Origin of the sequence: Lysinibacillus macroides (assembly GCF_001281525.1) — a bacterium.
Lineage (GTDB): Bacteria > Bacillota > Bacilli > Bacillales_A > Planococcaceae > Lysinibacillus > Lysinibacillus macroides.
The window spans coordinates 1-14,483 of the sequence record NZ_LGCI01000007.1 but is presented as its reverse complement, the minus strand read 5'-3'; the positions used below and the strand labels follow the sequence as shown (position 1 = coordinate 14,483).

Below are 14,483 nucleotides of genomic sequence, written 5' to 3'. Positions count from 1 at the left end.
TAAATATTATTTTAGGAGATATATCACTAGCGTCGCGTGAATTTTAATTGAATTTTCTGTTTTATTTATTTTCCATTTTAGAAGAAAAACAAAGACACTTGGACAGAGGTAGTAATCATCCATTTTTTTACTATAACCTTTAATCTGAGTAACAGAAGCGGAAAAACCTTTAGGGGACCACTTTCCCACCGATTTTTCGTATCCATAAGTGAGCCGATTTCCACGGGGATGCTTTGAGTAAACGACTGATTTTCAAGTACGTTTTCGAGCTGTTTGTGTTCAGTTGTGCCAGGACATGTAAACAATACACAATCATCGCGATGTACACTTGATTATGAACGCCTTGTTCGCTTTGTGCGTAGAACTTTTTGATGTTCAAGTGCTGCTTTAGCCATTTGAAAAACAGCTCAATTGCCCAGCGTGATTTGTACAGTTCAGCGATTTCATCCGCACTTAGGTCGAAACGATTTGTGATAAGCTGCAGTTCGTTTCCTTTTGAATCCAATACTTTGATAAGACGAAAGACATTTTCTGCTCGATTTTGTGTTGTGCCAATGATCACCATTTCATCGGATGAAACAAGTGAATCTTCTGGCAGCTCAAACGGCTCGATTACACGGATAACCGCGTTTTTTCGTAAGCGCGAAACGAAAAAATAACCATCGTCCGTCATGCGGTCAAATCGCTCATAATCTAAGTAACCACGGTCAAAAACGTAAAGGCAATCCTTGTCATCAACGAGTACCTCTAGTTGACCACGATCATGTTCAATCGCGTTTGTTAAAACCGCTTTGTCTGGATAGGAACAGCCTTTTTCTAAGTATACAAGGCGCAAATGAAGCTTGATTCCTGATTTTGTTTTGCGAAACTCCGCCCATTTATGGTTGTTTAAATTCAATGGTAACGTACTCGAATCAATGATTTTCAGCGGTGTCGTGTTTTTACGACGTTGTTCATACTGAGACTTTTCATGAATTTGGATAACTAAATCTAAAAATATCTGTTGGAATACCTCTGTCGGCACTTGATTTAATCGGCGTCCTAATTGCGAAAAGCTGATGGAATCTAATTCTGTTGCTTTTTGAAGGTCATCTGAAAACAATGTCTCACTGACTGCACGCAGACTTTCTGTTTCATTCAACTGCGCAAACAGGAGTAATTTCAAAAATGAAGCGATGTGTAGCTTCTTTGTATAGTAATTTAATTGATGGGCTTCAACCAGTTCTTCTAATTGTGTAGTGGAAATCGGCGAAAGCCATTGTTCAAATGATGTTTTTCGTGTAAACTTATCCATGCGTATGTCCTTTATTTTGGATTTGGATGGTTTACTACCGCCCAACCATTATAAAGGATTTTTTTGTGCATAAATAAAATTACAGAAAATTTAATTTATTCAATAAAGGTGAATCATTTTAATGCGACACTAGTGGAGATATATTTATGATTAATACTATTCCCGTAGAAATTTTAGAAGAAAATGATGAACATGTTATAGGACCGAAAAATGAGGATATAGGTTTTTAACTCTTTCGTACCATCTAAAATACATTCTAATATGATTTTTCAATGAAAATTAACGGATCACTTGAATTAAATTGATTTTACAATGCAAAGTTTATTCATATTTTCGCCTTTAACATATGATATTTACAAACAGCGGAGAGATTATTACTTACACAATTGGTTATCGACCAACGTATTCACTTGTTTCAGAAATGTTGGAGAAAGCATTAGAGAAGTTACCAGAAGAACGCCAATTACTGATGCATTCCGATCAAGGCGGGCATTATCAAATGAAGCAATACCGTCATGCACTTGCATGAAAAGGCATTGTGCAAAGTATGTCACGTAAAGGCAACTGTTATGACAAATCAGTGATGGAGAATTTCTTTAGGATTTTGAAATCGGAATTCCTTTATTTGAAGGAGTTCGAAAGTGTTGAGCATTTTAAATTGGAACTCGAAAACTATATAACGTATTACAACACGAAACGAATTAAGGCAAAATTAAAACTGAGTCCGGTACAATACCGAACTCAGCTTACCCAAGCAGCCTAAATGAAATAACCGTGTCTAACTTTTAGGGATCACTTCACGATGCCATCCAACATCTTGAGGATTTTTTTAAATTACGCTAAATTTTCATTCTCTTTAAAGTAATTTTTCATTTTTTCCTGATCGAAACGGCCTTCCCATTTAGCCATCACTAATGATGCTAATGAGTTACCAATTACGTTAACGACTGTACGTCCCATATCGAGAATACGGTCAATACCTGCGATAAATGCTAAACCTTCAAGTGGAATGCCAACAGTACCTAATGTTGCTAAAAGAACGACGAATGACACTCCTGGTACACCTGCAATACCTTTAGATGTAACCATTAATACAAGCATTAACGTAATTTGTTCACCAATGCTTAGGTGAATACCGTACATTTGCGCAATAAATAATGCGGCAATGGCTTGGTATAACGTTGAACCATCTAAGTTAAAGGAGTACCCTGTTGGTATAACAAAGGAAACGATATCCTTTGGTGCACCTAATTTCTCCATTTTCATCATAATACGTGGTAATACAGCTTCAGAACTTGCTGTTGAGAAGGCTAGAATTAACTCATCCTTCAAGACTTTAATTAAGTAGAAGATGCTAATGCCAGCAAATTTTGCTACAAGTCCAAGCACAACAAAGATAAAGAATAGCATTGTTGCATAAACAAGAATCGCTAGTTTACCAAGTGGTATTAATGAAGCAAACCCATATTTGGAAACGGTTACACCAATTAACCCAAATACACCAAATGGAGCAAATTTCATCACAAGGTTTGTTACCCAAAACATTGCATCTGCTACCCCTTGGAAGAAATCTAAGACTGGCTTTCCTCGTTCACCAATTGCAGCAACCCCTAAACCAAAAATAACAGAGAAGAAGATAATCGCAAGCATATTGCCTTCAGCCATAGATTGAATAATATTTGTTGGCACAATGCCTACAATAATATCAAAGGGTCCCTCATGCTGAACTTCCTCTGTTGTTGTGACATATTTTGAAATATCCCCTTGAGATAGTTCGTTCATGTTTAGCCCTGCACCAGGTTGGAATAAGTTGGCGGAAAGTAGTCCAACGACAATCGCTACTGTTGTAATAATTTCAAAATAAATAATTGATTTTCCGCCCAGTCGTCCAAGCTGTTTCATATCCCCAGTACCAGCTACACCAACGATTAGTGTTGAAATAATAATCGGTACAACAATCATTTTAATTAGATGTAAAAAGATATCCCCTAATGGCTGTAAATATGTTTCAATCTTGGGGTTTCCATAAAAGATACCACCAACGATGATCCCTAAAACTAAACCAAGTAAAATTTGAGTGGCTAAACTAATTTTAAATTTCTTTTTCAAGTCCCTCGTACCCCCTATTATTAAATTTTTAGGACATGCCTTATTTTAATAATACGGAGGACTTATGGAATCCGACAAAATCCGATAAAATTAATTTACTTTTGTTAAAATGTCTGAATATAATACTTGAATAAACTTCTTAATATTTACCTTTGCTTTACGATTTTTATGATCTTCAATCTGAGTCATGAGCTGACGAATTTCTTTAAAATCAAAATAACGAGGGGCATAATATTCAAATTCTGAGTTTGTATAATCAACAACGCCTAAGTTAGCAAGATTAATCATAGCAGCTAATATTGTGCGACGAATACGCTGCTCGATAGCCTTACTTTCCTTTAATATTTCATCGGGTGTTGTTTTTGTAATAGCAGCAATTTCCTCATAAAGCTCCTTTAAAGGAGGGAGTGGTGCAATTTTGTGTTGGTGCGCTAGTAATGTTTCAATAATGGCAACAATATCCTCACTACCAATTTCACCGACAATCCCCATATCATTTAAAATAGATTGAATATGGTCTCGCGCTGTTGCTTTATGAGCCTTTTGTTCACTTAGCTCAATATTGGTAAGTGATTGACGTATGACTAATAAGGAATTTTTAAGCCGAAATTGCTCAGTTGTTTTTTTTAACACATTTTCAACCTCAATACGATTAATTGGCTTATGAATGAAAAATTCTATTCCTTTCTCATATGCCTCACCAACCATTTCCTTGTTGACAACCTGGGAAATCATAATAAATAACCCTTCAAAGCGATTTTGCATCAATTGCTCAACTGTTGCAATTCCATCAAGCTTTGGCATCAGTAAATCAATTAACACAAACTCAGGCTGTGTCATTAAAATTTGTGGTATGGCATCTTCGCCATTACAAGCCTCACCAATCACTGTGCCTAATCCGCTATCTTCAATAATTTGCTTTAGCATAACACGACTTGCACGATCATCATCTACAATAAAATACCTCATTTAAGTCTCTCCCTTTATAAATGCTGATACATTTTTTGAGTATCAGAAAATTTTTTTCAACATGTACATCCATTATAATTTTACATGGATTGATTTAATAATCTTTCGCAACGCATAGCGGTTAAATATAAGGAAGTGATTTTGAAGCATAGGTTTTCAATCATCGATAGTGCAAGCGCTATATTTATGCTTGGCAATATGGCTGATGTGGCCTACTAGAGCCCGTAACATAAACACTTTCTGGAAATGTATGAGTCAATTGTCTGTTACACTCAAGCATCATACTAGAGGGTTTCTTTTATTTCAAGTCCTCTAATGCTGATACTCCTAAATGAATGGCCTTTGTAGGAATATGAACAGTAAATATTGTTGTTCCAAAAGTAGATTGGACAGAAATAGTACCATTTAGTTTTGCAACTAATGTCGCAACATGTGAAAGGCCGATACCTGTTGCGGCAACACCCTCAGCACTATATTTTGTGGTATAACCTGGCTCAAAAATAATAGACTGCTCTTCTTGTGGAATCCCTTGTCCATTATCTAAAACTATAAAGGTGGTGTTATTGTCTCTATGTTGAACCTCAATAGAGATCGTACCATGTTCAGTACTAGCCTCAATGGCATTAGCGGTTAAATTATTTAAAAGGGCAAGTAAGGAAATATGTTCATTCGTTTGAAAGTCATCATCATATTTAATATCAAATTCAATATCCTTACCAAGTGAAGCACTATATTTTTGATTGCCGTCCTCTATATAATGTAATAATTCAGACAAATAAAAGGTGCCAAAGTTTTTTTCTCCAACAATTTTAGAAATCCCAGCATAAATACGCTGAGAATCCTTCTTTACTTCATGAATTTCCTGGGCAATATGAAGTGCTTGTAATCCTTCATGGCGTAACCCTTGAGTTGTTAATTGACGGTATAGATCGAAACCATTCGCTGTAATTGCTTCAATATGGTTCATGGATTTTTTCAAATAAAGTGTTTCTACATATAAATCTGATCCTATATTTAACATTTCACGTACACGCTTTTTCTGTTCTGCGATTAGAATAGAGCTATAAATCCCTACAACAAAAAAACTTCTTAAAAAGGCAACGACAAAAAAAATAAGCAAGTCAAATATTGTTAGGAACGTATGAGTTTGAATAAAAAAACGTACCAATTGTTCAGTGATATTACTACTAACTTCACTTAGTGCAACAAGAATTCCTAACTTCAAAGGTTTTTCCCGATTCTTTTCAATTTTTAAGAAATGTAAACAAATAGAAAATAGGATATAAAAAGCAGCTGAAGGTAAGTGAGACAAGAAACTAGCCCACACAGAGCTAGCGTGTGTAAAGTAATCAAGCCCCATACGAAATAGAATTGTACTCACACCTGTAACAAAACCAGCAACCAATATGGGTGTTGGTTTAATTAAAATACATAAAAAAAACATAATGCTGCCGAGACCGAATCGAAGGGTCGTAGTGCTGAATGGATAAAATTTCAATTCTCCAGCAATAGCACATAATACAGCAATTATTACTATCCACAGTAGGGAAGCTTTTGATAGAAATATTCTAGGTAGATGCATCTAATCCCCCCTTTGTTAGTATAAATCAATTGTTGCTAAATTAAGACATCCTATTCAGTAGTATTTTAAATAGTACATGTCGTTTTTTTACACTAATAGAATGACGTTATCTTCTATTGTACTTCATTCATATTTTCAATAATATTGATAATGATAATCGTTATCAATATATAGGAGGTTTGAACATGAGTAAATTATTAAAAGTATCTACTTTTTACGCAGTAATCATTATGATGTTACTCTCTTTATCAGCATGCGGTACTAACGATACAACATCTAGCCAGAAGTTAGAAGAGGGAGAGCCTGAAAAAATGGCAGAAAATAAGGAGGCAGAGTCTATAAAAACACGTCAATATACGGATGTATTAGGAAGAGAGGTTACCATCCCTAATAAACCACAAAGAGTCGTAGCCCTATGGTCAGTGGGTGAATTACTAGCGTTAAATACAAAGCCAGTTGGTTCAACAAAAAATTTACTACGTTTCTATTCTGAAGAGGAGCAAAAGGATATTGAAATTGTTGGTGAAGGTGTTATGGGAGATTATGAAAAAGTGCTATCTTTGCAGCCAGATTTAATTTTAGTATATGCTAAGGCAACAGCAGAAGAGCTTGAGCAGTATAGTAAAATTGCACCGACAGTAGCAACAGCCTTTTTTGGTGACCCCTTCCAAACTTTGAGAGACGTAGGAGAAATTATGAATAAACAGGAGCAAGCTAAGCAATGGATTACTGCTTATCAAGAACGTGTTAAAAAAATACGCGTTAAAGCAGCTAATCTTAAGGAACAAGGAGAAAAGGCACTTGTGATCCAATTTGCATTAAAAGATATCTATTTATACCATAGCGATACATTCCCAACTATCTTTGATGCCTATGAGTTTGAATTGACAGATAAACAAAAAGAGCTTCAGAAGGATGAAGCATTTGCTCCCCAAGTAGTTTCTTTAGAGCTATTACCAGAATTTAATGCTGATCGAATTTTCCTTATTGTTAATGATGATGAATCAAGAGCTATTCTGGAAAATATTCAAAATAGCAGAATATGGAAATACCTACCTGCTGTGAAAAACAATAAGGTTTATGAAATACAGAATCGCATATCCATTAAGGATGTAACAACATTCGATTGGGCATTAGATGAAGTATTTCAGTTACTGGAACAATAGGGGGTAGATAGATATGAACGTCGATAAAAAAACGTTAAAATTAGCGACAACTCTTATTGCACCCAGAGCTGCTAGCGGAGGCTGGAGACATCCCTCTGCAAACTTGTATTTAGAGGAGCCAGGGCAATTGTATAAGCAGTTAATAAAAAAGGCCGAGCAAGGAAAGCTAGATTATGTATTTCAGCCAGATCAATACCGCGTTTCTGCAACCTCTCCTGAAGAATTTGCACATACTGTTAATGTATGGCTTGAGCCAATCACTTTACTCTCAGCTATGTCAGCAGTCAGTGAGCATATTGGATTAGCAGCTACTCTATCTACAACCTATAATGAACCGTATCATGTTGCACGAATGCTAGCCTCCCTAGATCACCTCAGTAAAGGACGTGCATCTTGGAATGTTGTGACATCTAGGGGGGATTCTGAGGCTAGTAATTTCAAAATGGATCATCGGCCTACAAGTGATGAAAGGGACAAACATTCTGCTCTGTTTGTAGATATTGTGAAATCCTTATGGGACAGTTGGGGAAATGACGCGATTGTAGCAAATAAAACCACGGGTATATTTGCACATCCGGAAAAAATACATGCTGTAAACCATGAAAGTGAATGGTTTTCTGTAAAAGGACCATTAAATGTTGCCAGACCACCGCAGGGTCATCCCGTCATTATACAGGCAGGGCAATCAGATGCTTTTAAGGAGCGAGCGGCACGTTCTGCCGATATTATTTTTACCATGTTAAATACACTATCTGAAGCACAAGCATTTTATCAGAATGTCAAAAGTAGATTAGGTAGATATGGGCGAGGCAAAAATGATCTTTTAATAATGCCAGGTTTACAAATAATTGTTGGAAAAACAGCAAAAGAGGCATATGAAAAGCAGCGATATATACAGGAATTAGAACGATTAGAAGATATTCGACGTGATCGCTTAGCTTATTTATTAGGAATAGATATTGGCGATCTTTCACTAGATGATACACTACCTGAAGTATCCAGTAGCGATATAAATGGGAAATATAGAAAACTAAAAGAACTAGCAGAGCAAAAGGGTTGGAAAACAATTCGTGAACTTTATACTTATTTAGAGGCCAATACTGGTCATCTTCTGCTCGTTGGAACGCCTATGCAAATAGCTGATCAAATGGAGAAGTGGTTAAGAAAAGAAGGTGCAGATGGTTTTATATTTATTCCACATATTTTACCATCAGGCCTAGACGATTTTGTAGATCATGTTATTCCAGCTTTACAAGAACGGGGCATTTTCCGAAAGGACTATGAAGGAAGCACATTACGAGAAAATTTAGGTCTTGCTTGTCCTGAAAATACTTATCAGTAGGTGATGTATCATGAAAAATGAAAGGAAGATAACACCATATCTCTTTTACATGTCTACAATGACCCAGTTTAGCTTAAAAGCTCAGGAAGTTTCTTTTTATGGGGAGGCAGCCTATTATTGTCTCCTCGTTATTACCAAGGGTAGGATAAAATGTTCATTGTTAGATGATTTGTTATTGCTCAAAGGAGATAGTATCCTCCTCTCATGTGAGCATTCATTTCAAATGATAGGTGAGGACAAGGAATCACAAGGATATATTATTCAATTTCAGCAAGTAAGCTCTAATCAGGTGTCAGAGGATATATCAGAATGGGGAGGTAAGTCAATTCGTATCAAACCATTTGCTAGCTTAGTGAATGATTTAGATGAATTGTATAATAGCCTAGCGGAAACAGATACGTTGAAACGCTTTAAAGCTCAACTTTTATTTCAACAAATGCTGTTACGTGTGATAGAGGCTTGTCAATTTAATCAGGAATTAGGCGATTCCGTTTTAGAGGTCAAGCGCACAATTTCTTATATTCATCAACATTACATGGAGAAACTTACAACCATTCAACTAGCCCAACAAGCGAATATAAGTATTCGTCAGTATACAAGAGTTTTTAAAAAATTAACTGGTAAAACTCCTATAAATTATATAAATCATTATCGTATTAATCGCTCTAAAGAGTTACTGCTTGAAACAGATGATCCTGTCCATAAAATATCCTATAAAATTGGTATTAACGATGTACATTATTTTACTAGATGTTTTAAACAAAATGTAGGCTGCTCTCCAAAAGAATACGTTCGCCTCAGACATTTGAATTCTAAAATTGTCACAATGTATTATGCTGGAGAAATGCTTGCTTTGGGAGTGACACCTATTGGTGCATTGCAGACAACAATACGACAATTACAAACACCTATTTCTGGTATTGTAAGCATAGGAGATGTGAATTGTGATGTAAAGATACTTAAGGAGCTGCAACCAGATATTATTATTGCTTCTGATTTTATGAGTAAAGAAGAGCTACTAAAAATTGAACAGCTTGCACCGGTTATTGTGATACCTTGGGATATACATCCTAATGAACGTCTATTAAGAATAGCTAGGGTATTGGGAAAGGTGAAGGAAGCCAGTGCTTATTTAGCACAGTATGAACAAACTAGGCAGCTAGTGAAAAAATGGTGTACCACTCAATTTCCATTCACGCAGACAGCTACCATTATTCGTCTCGATGAACAAAAGGTTTGGGTACACGCCTCAAGGTTTTTTCCAATATTTTATGACGTTATGCCATTTGCACCTTCTAAACTTATGTTAGAGACAACAGAGATACATACCAATCTTCGAAGAATCGATATTAGCTTTAATCGAATATTAGAGATTGATGCTGATCGAATTTATATTGTAATAGGCGGGGAAAGGGAATTTAATAGATGGCTAGAGGAGCTCACTTTAATAAAAGATTGGTATAAATTGAAGGCAGTGCAGCGCAATCAAGTATTCATTCTTAGACATCAAGGCATTTCAAATAGTGTCTATACATTGAATTGGCAATTAGGGGAAGTACCAACATTACTTGCTCCTTCAACAACAGCAGCTTCTAAAGAGGGATTATTAGTCAATATTTTAGAAAAATGAATGAATCAAGCTGACTTATCTAAATAGAGCATTTTTATAAATTTAAGCAAAAAAAAAACGGCTACATATGTAGTCGGATTTAAAAGCTGGAGGAGGTAGAGGGATTCGAACCCCCGCGCGGTGTTACCCGCCTGTCGGTTTTCAAGACCGATCCCTTCAGCCAGACTTGGGTATACCTCCATAGTATATAACATAGTATATAACTCAGTTGTCTTATCGACAAAAGTAAATTTAACATAATTAAAAGTATACGTCAATATATTTAATTAAAGAATTTCAAATTGATCCAAAGTAAATTGGAAATAAATAATTTGCGTATTAAGTTGCAATTTATACAAACAGTCAGTATACTAGTTATTGCCGTGCTAGGTGGGAAGGTAGCGGTGTCCTGTAACTCGCAATCCGCTCTAGCGAGACTGAATTCCTTTTTCGAGGCTGTCCGTATTGTTTGGTCTGCCTTTTGCACGTAGTGTTGACGATTGGGTCCTGCGCAATGGATACCCATGAACCATGTCAGGTCCGGAAGGAAGCAGCATTAAGTGGCCTTATTCATGTGCCGCGGGGTTGCCTAATCTGAGCTAACGACAAGAGTAACGCTTATGTGCGGCTGTCAAGGAAAGGTGCACGGCATAAAATTGCCAATTCAACGCATCCGCCTACTTATTAGGTGGATGCGTTTTTATTTTTAATGTCATCACTTCATTTTATATATAAGGAAGCAAATGCTATAATAAAACTATTCTATTTAATGGAGAAGGGGAGAGGGAAACCGTGACGTATCAAGCATTTTACCGTGTGTATCGACCACAATCTTTTCGTGAAATGTCTGGCCAAGCACATGTCAAAAGAACGCTACAAAATGCTCTCCTAGCGAATAAAACAACCCATGCCTACCTATTTTCTGGGCCACGTGGTACAGGAAAGACTAGTACAGCTAAAATCTTTGCTAAAGCTTTAAATTGTGAACATGCACCATCTAAGGAACCTTGTAATGAATGCGCTACTTGTCTAAGTATTACAGAGGGCTCTCACCCAGATGTTATTGAATTTGATGCAGCTTCGAATTCACGTGTTGAAGAGATTAGGGATGTTATAGAAAAAGTGCGCTTTGCACCTGCAAGTAGTAGGTACAAGGTGTATATCATCGATGAAGTGCATATGCTTTCTACAAGTGCCTTTAACGCCCTGTTAAAAACATTAGAAGAACCACCCCCTCATGCTGTATTTATTTTAGCAACGACAGAGCCTCATAAGTTGCCAGCAACCATTATTTCACGTTGTCAGCGCTTCGATTTTAAGCGACTTTCAACTAATGATATTATTGAACGGATGAAAGTGGTCTTAGAAGATATTGCGTTACCCTACGAAGAACAAGGCTTAAAGGTGATAGCGCAAGCAGCTGCAGGAGGAATGCGTGATGCATTAAGCTTATTAGACCAAGTAGTTTCGTTCAGCGGGGAAAAATTAAAGCTTGAGGATACCTTACTTGTTACAGGCTCTATCAGTCAGGATATTTTTTATGATTTAGCTGAAGCACTCAAAGCGAAAGATGTTGCACAAATGCTGGCACTTTTAGAGCAGTTAATTGCAGATGGCAAGGACCCACTCCGCCTCTCGGAAGATTTAATTACATTTTTCCGTGATTTATTATTACTACAGACAAGTGATGATTTAGCTGAGTTATTAGAGCTTGTGTCACCGGAAGAGCGTGTATTTACACTAGCGCATGAATTTGCACCAGATATGCTCTATGGTTATATAGATATACTTGCAAAAACCCAACAAGAAATGCGATTCTCTCACCATACGAAGATCTACTTAGAAACAGCATTACTGAAAATGGTGCAGTTTTCGGGAGTGGGCGCAAACCAGAGTGCTGCAACAAACGAAATGGCGTTAAGTCCAGAACTCGCTCATAAAATTGTAGCACTTGAGCAGATGGTTCAACAACTATCTTTACAATTACAAACAGGGGCAACTCCACCAGCAACACAAGCTCCAAAAGAGCAACGACCACGTGCGAAAAGTCCAAACGGTTATAAAGCACCAACTGGCCGTATCCAAGAGGTACTAAAAGATGCTACCAAGCAAGATGTACAACGCATTAAGTCAGTATGGGCACAAGCGTTAAGCCAAATGCAAAAATCGCAATCCGCTCTTTTAGCAGAAGCTGAACCTGTTGCGGCATCTTCAAGTGCTTTTGTGTTAAAATTCAAGTATGATATTCATTGCCAAATGGTTGCTGATAATCAGTCTTTAAAGGCCCACTTTACACAACTGATTGCTGGGCAAAGTGGTACAATGTACGAGATGCTGTGTATACCAGAGGAATCTTGGTTAAAGATGCGTGAAGAGTTTATTCGTGATCATGGTTTGCAGCAAAAGAAAGTAACAACTGCTTCAGAGCATGGGGAGGAGCTATTAGAGCCACCACTAGCTGAAATGCCAGAAGAACCATTTATTGATGATGCTCAGCCTCTCGCCTCGCAGGATCCTCTTGTGACAGAGGCAGAAAAGTTATTTGGTAAAAACTTTGTTGAAGTGATTGAAGATTAAATTTTTAGGAGGAAACTATTTATGCGTGGAATGGGAAATATGCAAGGTATGATGAAGAAGATGCAAAAAATGCAAAAGGAAATGATGGAAGCACAAGAAGCGTTAAATGCAGAGCAATTTGAAGGCACTGCTGGCGGCGGCATGGTAAAAGTGATTGTGTCTGGTCAACGTGAAGTAGTAGAAGTAAATCTCGATGAATCTGTAGTAGATCCGGAAGATATTGAAATGCTACAAGATCTGATTGTTATTGCGACAAATGAAGCATTGAAAAAGGTAGAAGAAAAAACAAACTCAACAATGGGTAAATTCACACAAGGCTTAAACCTTCCATTCTAGGAGGTCATTAAATGTACTACCCAGAACCAATATCCAAATTAATCGATAGTTTTATGAAATTGCCAGGTATCGGGCCGAAAACCGCGGCTCGTCTGGCGTTTTTTGTATTATCAATGAAAGAAGACGATGTATTATCTTTCTCGAAGGCATTAATTGATGCTAAACGTAATTTAATCTATTGTTCTGTCTGTGGCAATATAACGGATATCGATCCATGCCATATTTGCGCAGATAAGCAACGTGATCATTCTATTATCTGTGTTGTGCAAGATACAAAGGATGTTATTGCAATGGAAAAAATGCGCGATTATAACGGTATGTATCATGTATTACAAGGTGCTATTTCACCTATGGATGGTATTGGGCCAGAGGACATTAACGTTGCCTCCTTGCTAGTCCGTTTACAAGATGAAAGTGTTCAGGAATTGATTTTAGCTACGAACTCAACAATTGAGGGCGAGGCAACGGCTATGTATATATCTCGACTTGTAAAACCATCGGGTATTCGCACAACACGTATTGCACACGGCTTACCGGTAGGCGGAGATTTAGAATACGCTGATGAGGTAACATTATCGAAGGCCATGGAAGGTCGACGGGAGTTTTAAGTGAGGGATTAATATGTTCTTCCGTAGTAAAGGAAAGTTAAAGAAAGAATTTGATGATAGGCTTGTAAATCTTATCAAATCTACAAAAGAGGATTTGCAACAGGCAAAGGTCATAGAAGAATTGATGGATGACTATGATCTTAGGGTTATTGCTCATCGAAAAGCAGCAGAAAGCATTCATTTTTATTTATTTAAGGAAGCTAGAATTCGTAAAGTATTATTAAAATAGCCTTTTTTAAGCATTCATAGAAGCAAAACAGGAAACATAAACTTTCATAGTTATTCTATTTAAGGAGGTAACCATATGTCATGGTTAGTAATTATGAGTATTTGTGTTCCTGTGGGGCTTCTTTTTCTTTATGTAATAATAAGACATGCCAAGCTAGGTAAAATATTAGAAGGATTATCTGTATTTTGGTTTCGCTTTGCCTTTGCTTTTCTATTATTGTTTATGATTCATTTAGGTATTGGTTATATAGGCTATAATGTACCAATCAATCTATTTTCCGTCCTAACAATTGCAGTTTTAGGCATCCCGGGTGTTTTAGGAATAACAGCTTTAATGTTTTTTTTATAAAAGACTTGCAATATAAATATATTATGGTATAGTTATAAAAGTCGCTAATATAACAACGTGAAACAAAAAATAAATAATTTTTATGTTGACGGTTTGTTTGAGACATGATATTATATAAAAGTTGCTATTGAGGAATGAATAATAGCAAATGAATGAACCTTGAAAACTGAACAAGCAAAACGTAATCAATAACGTTTTAAGTAGCTAGCTTTGGCTAGTGAACAAAACAAAAATTTTGGACATCAAAATGGATGCCAGCAAAACAATTTGAGCACATCAAATTTCTTTTTATGGAGAGTTTGATCCTGGCTCAG

The 14,483-nt window shown here is 36.6% G+C and carries 12 protein-coding genes, 1 tRNA gene, 1 other RNA gene and 1 pseudogene; 10 read left to right on the top strand and 5 right to left on the bottom strand.

What is annotated here, in order from left to right:
• Positions 1 to 169 precede the first annotated feature (169 nt).
• Positions 170 to 1,294 (bottom strand): IS4 family transposase, encoded by a 1,125-nt coding sequence (locus ADM90_RS11990; protein ID WP_053994495.1) that lies wholly within the window; start codon positions 1,292 to 1,294, stop codon positions 170 to 172.
• Between the two features lie 361 nt (positions 1,295 to 1,655).
• Here ADM90_RS11990 and ADM90_RS23845 point away from each other — a divergent pair.
• A pseudogene (locus tag ADM90_RS23845) lies at positions 1,656 to 2,057 on the top strand (transposase); the annotation flags it as partial.
• 71 nt (positions 2,058 to 2,128) lie between these two features.
• Here ADM90_RS23845 and ADM90_RS11985 read toward each other — a convergent pair.
• The 3 genes from ADM90_RS11985 to ADM90_RS11975 form a co-directional block, all read right to left on the bottom strand.
• Positions 2,129 to 3,403, bottom strand: coding sequence for a cation:dicarboxylate symporter family transporter (locus ADM90_RS11985; protein WP_053995243.1), 1,275 nt, complete (start codon positions 3,401 to 3,403; stop codon positions 2,129 to 2,131).
• 90 nt (positions 3,404 to 3,493) lie between these two features.
• On the bottom strand, positions 3,494 to 4,372 hold the full coding sequence (locus ADM90_RS11980) for a response regulator (RefSeq protein ID WP_053995242.1): 879 nt from the start codon (positions 4,370 to 4,372) through the stop codon (positions 3,494 to 3,496).
• Between the two features lie 298 nt (positions 4,373 to 4,670).
• Positions 4,671 to 5,954: an ATP-binding protein gene (locus tag ADM90_RS11975; protein ID WP_053995241.1), complete on the bottom strand. Its 1,284-nt coding sequence runs from the start codon at positions 5,952 to 5,954 to the stop codon at positions 4,671 to 4,673.
• A gap of 185 nt (positions 5,955 to 6,139) precedes the next feature.
• Here ADM90_RS11975 and ADM90_RS11970 point away from each other — a divergent pair, with 185 nt between their 5' ends.
• From ADM90_RS11970 to ADM90_RS11960, 3 genes are all read left to right on the top strand, one after another.
• Positions 6,140 to 7,120, top strand: coding sequence for an ABC transporter substrate-binding protein (locus tag ADM90_RS11970; RefSeq protein WP_053995240.1), 981 nt, complete (start codon positions 6,140 to 6,142; stop codon positions 7,118 to 7,120).
• A gap of 13 nt (positions 7,121 to 7,133) precedes the next feature.
• Entirely contained in the window at positions 7,134 to 8,462 is a 1,329-nt protein-coding gene (locus ADM90_RS11965) for an LLM class flavin-dependent oxidoreductase (protein ID WP_053995239.1), read from the top strand.
• A gap of 157 nt (positions 8,463 to 8,619) precedes the next feature.
• Complete coding sequence (locus ADM90_RS11960) at positions 8,620 to 10,092, top strand: AraC family transcriptional regulator (protein WP_161804070.1); 1,473 nt, start codon at positions 8,620 to 8,622, stop codon at positions 10,090 to 10,092.
• Between the two features lie 87 nt (positions 10,093 to 10,179).
• On the opposite strand, the gene ADM90_RS11955 is transcribed toward ADM90_RS11960, so the two are convergent.
• Positions 10,180 to 10,272: transfer RNA gene (locus ADM90_RS11955), tRNA-Ser, on the bottom strand.
• Between the two features lie 180 nt (positions 10,273 to 10,452).
• On the opposite strand from ADM90_RS11955, the gene ffs reads away from it, so the two are divergent.
• The 6 genes from ffs to ADM90_RS11930 all read left to right on the top strand — a co-directional run bounded on the left by ffs (position 10,453) and on the right by ADM90_RS11930 (position 14,169).
• Positions 10,453 to 10,720: signal recognition particle sRNA large type (ffs, locus tag ADM90_RS23840), an RNA gene on the top strand.
• 143 nt (positions 10,721 to 10,863) lie between these two features.
• Positions 10,864 to 12,648 carry a DNA polymerase III subunit gamma/tau gene (gene dnaX, locus ADM90_RS11950; RefSeq protein ID WP_053995237.1) on the top strand — a complete coding sequence of 595 codons (1,785 nt, stop codon included), beginning with the start codon at positions 10,864 to 10,866 and terminating at the stop codon, positions 12,646 to 12,648.
• 21 nt (positions 12,649 to 12,669) lie between these two features.
• Positions 12,670 to 12,984, top strand: a complete 315-nt coding sequence (locus tag ADM90_RS11945) for a YbaB/EbfC family nucleoid-associated protein (protein WP_053995236.1) — start codon at positions 12,670 to 12,672, stop codon at positions 12,982 to 12,984.
• 11 nt (positions 12,985 to 12,995) lie between these two features.
• Entirely contained in the window at positions 12,996 to 13,592 is a 597-nt protein-coding gene (recR, locus tag ADM90_RS11940) for a recombination mediator RecR (protein ID WP_053995235.1), read from the top strand.
• Between the two features lie 13 nt (positions 13,593 to 13,605).
• Positions 13,606 to 13,821 (top strand): YaaL family protein, encoded by a 216-nt coding sequence (locus ADM90_RS11935; protein WP_053995234.1) that lies wholly within the window; start codon positions 13,606 to 13,608, stop codon positions 13,819 to 13,821.
• Between the two features lie 75 nt (positions 13,822 to 13,896).
• The gene (locus tag ADM90_RS11930) at positions 13,897 to 14,169 is read left to right on the top strand and encodes a pro-sigmaK processing inhibitor BofA family protein (protein ID WP_053995233.1); all 273 of its coding nucleotides are present in this window, start codon (positions 13,897 to 13,899) and stop codon (positions 14,167 to 14,169) included.
• Positions 14,170 to 14,483: the final 314 nt, after the last annotated feature.

Excerpts from the sequence above, each read along its gene's own strand:
- ADM90_RS11965 (WP_053995239.1), top strand. The coding sequence starts at position 7,134 with ATGAACGTCGATAAAAAAACGTTAAAATTAGCGACAACTCTTATTGCA.
- recR (WP_053995235.1), top strand. The coding sequence starts at position 12,996 with ATGTACTACCCAGAACCAATATCCAAATTAATCGATAGTTTTATGAAA.
- ADM90_RS11930 (WP_053995233.1), top strand. The coding sequence starts at position 13,897 with ATGTCATGGTTAGTAATTATGAGTATTTGTGTTCCTGTGGGGCTTCTT.
- ADM90_RS11970 (WP_053995240.1), top strand. The coding sequence starts at position 6,140 with ATGAGTAAATTATTAAAAGTATCTACTTTTTACGCAGTAATCATTATG.
- ADM90_RS11935 (WP_053995234.1), top strand. The coding sequence starts at position 13,606 with ATGTTCTTCCGTAGTAAAGGAAAGTTAAAGAAAGAATTTGATGATAGG.
- ADM90_RS11990 (WP_053994495.1), bottom strand. The coding sequence starts at position 1,294 with ATGGATAAGTTTACACGAAAAACATCATTTGAACAATGGCTTTCGCCG.
- ADM90_RS11945 (WP_053995236.1), top strand. The coding sequence starts at position 12,670 with ATGCGTGGAATGGGAAATATGCAAGGTATGATGAAGAAGATGCAAAAA.
- ADM90_RS11975 (WP_053995241.1), bottom strand. The coding sequence starts at position 5,954 with ATGCATCTACCTAGAATATTTCTATCAAAAGCTTCCCTACTGTGGATA.
- ADM90_RS11980 (WP_053995242.1), bottom strand. The coding sequence starts at position 4,372 with ATGAGGTATTTTATTGTAGATGATGATCGTGCAAGTCGTGTTATGCTA.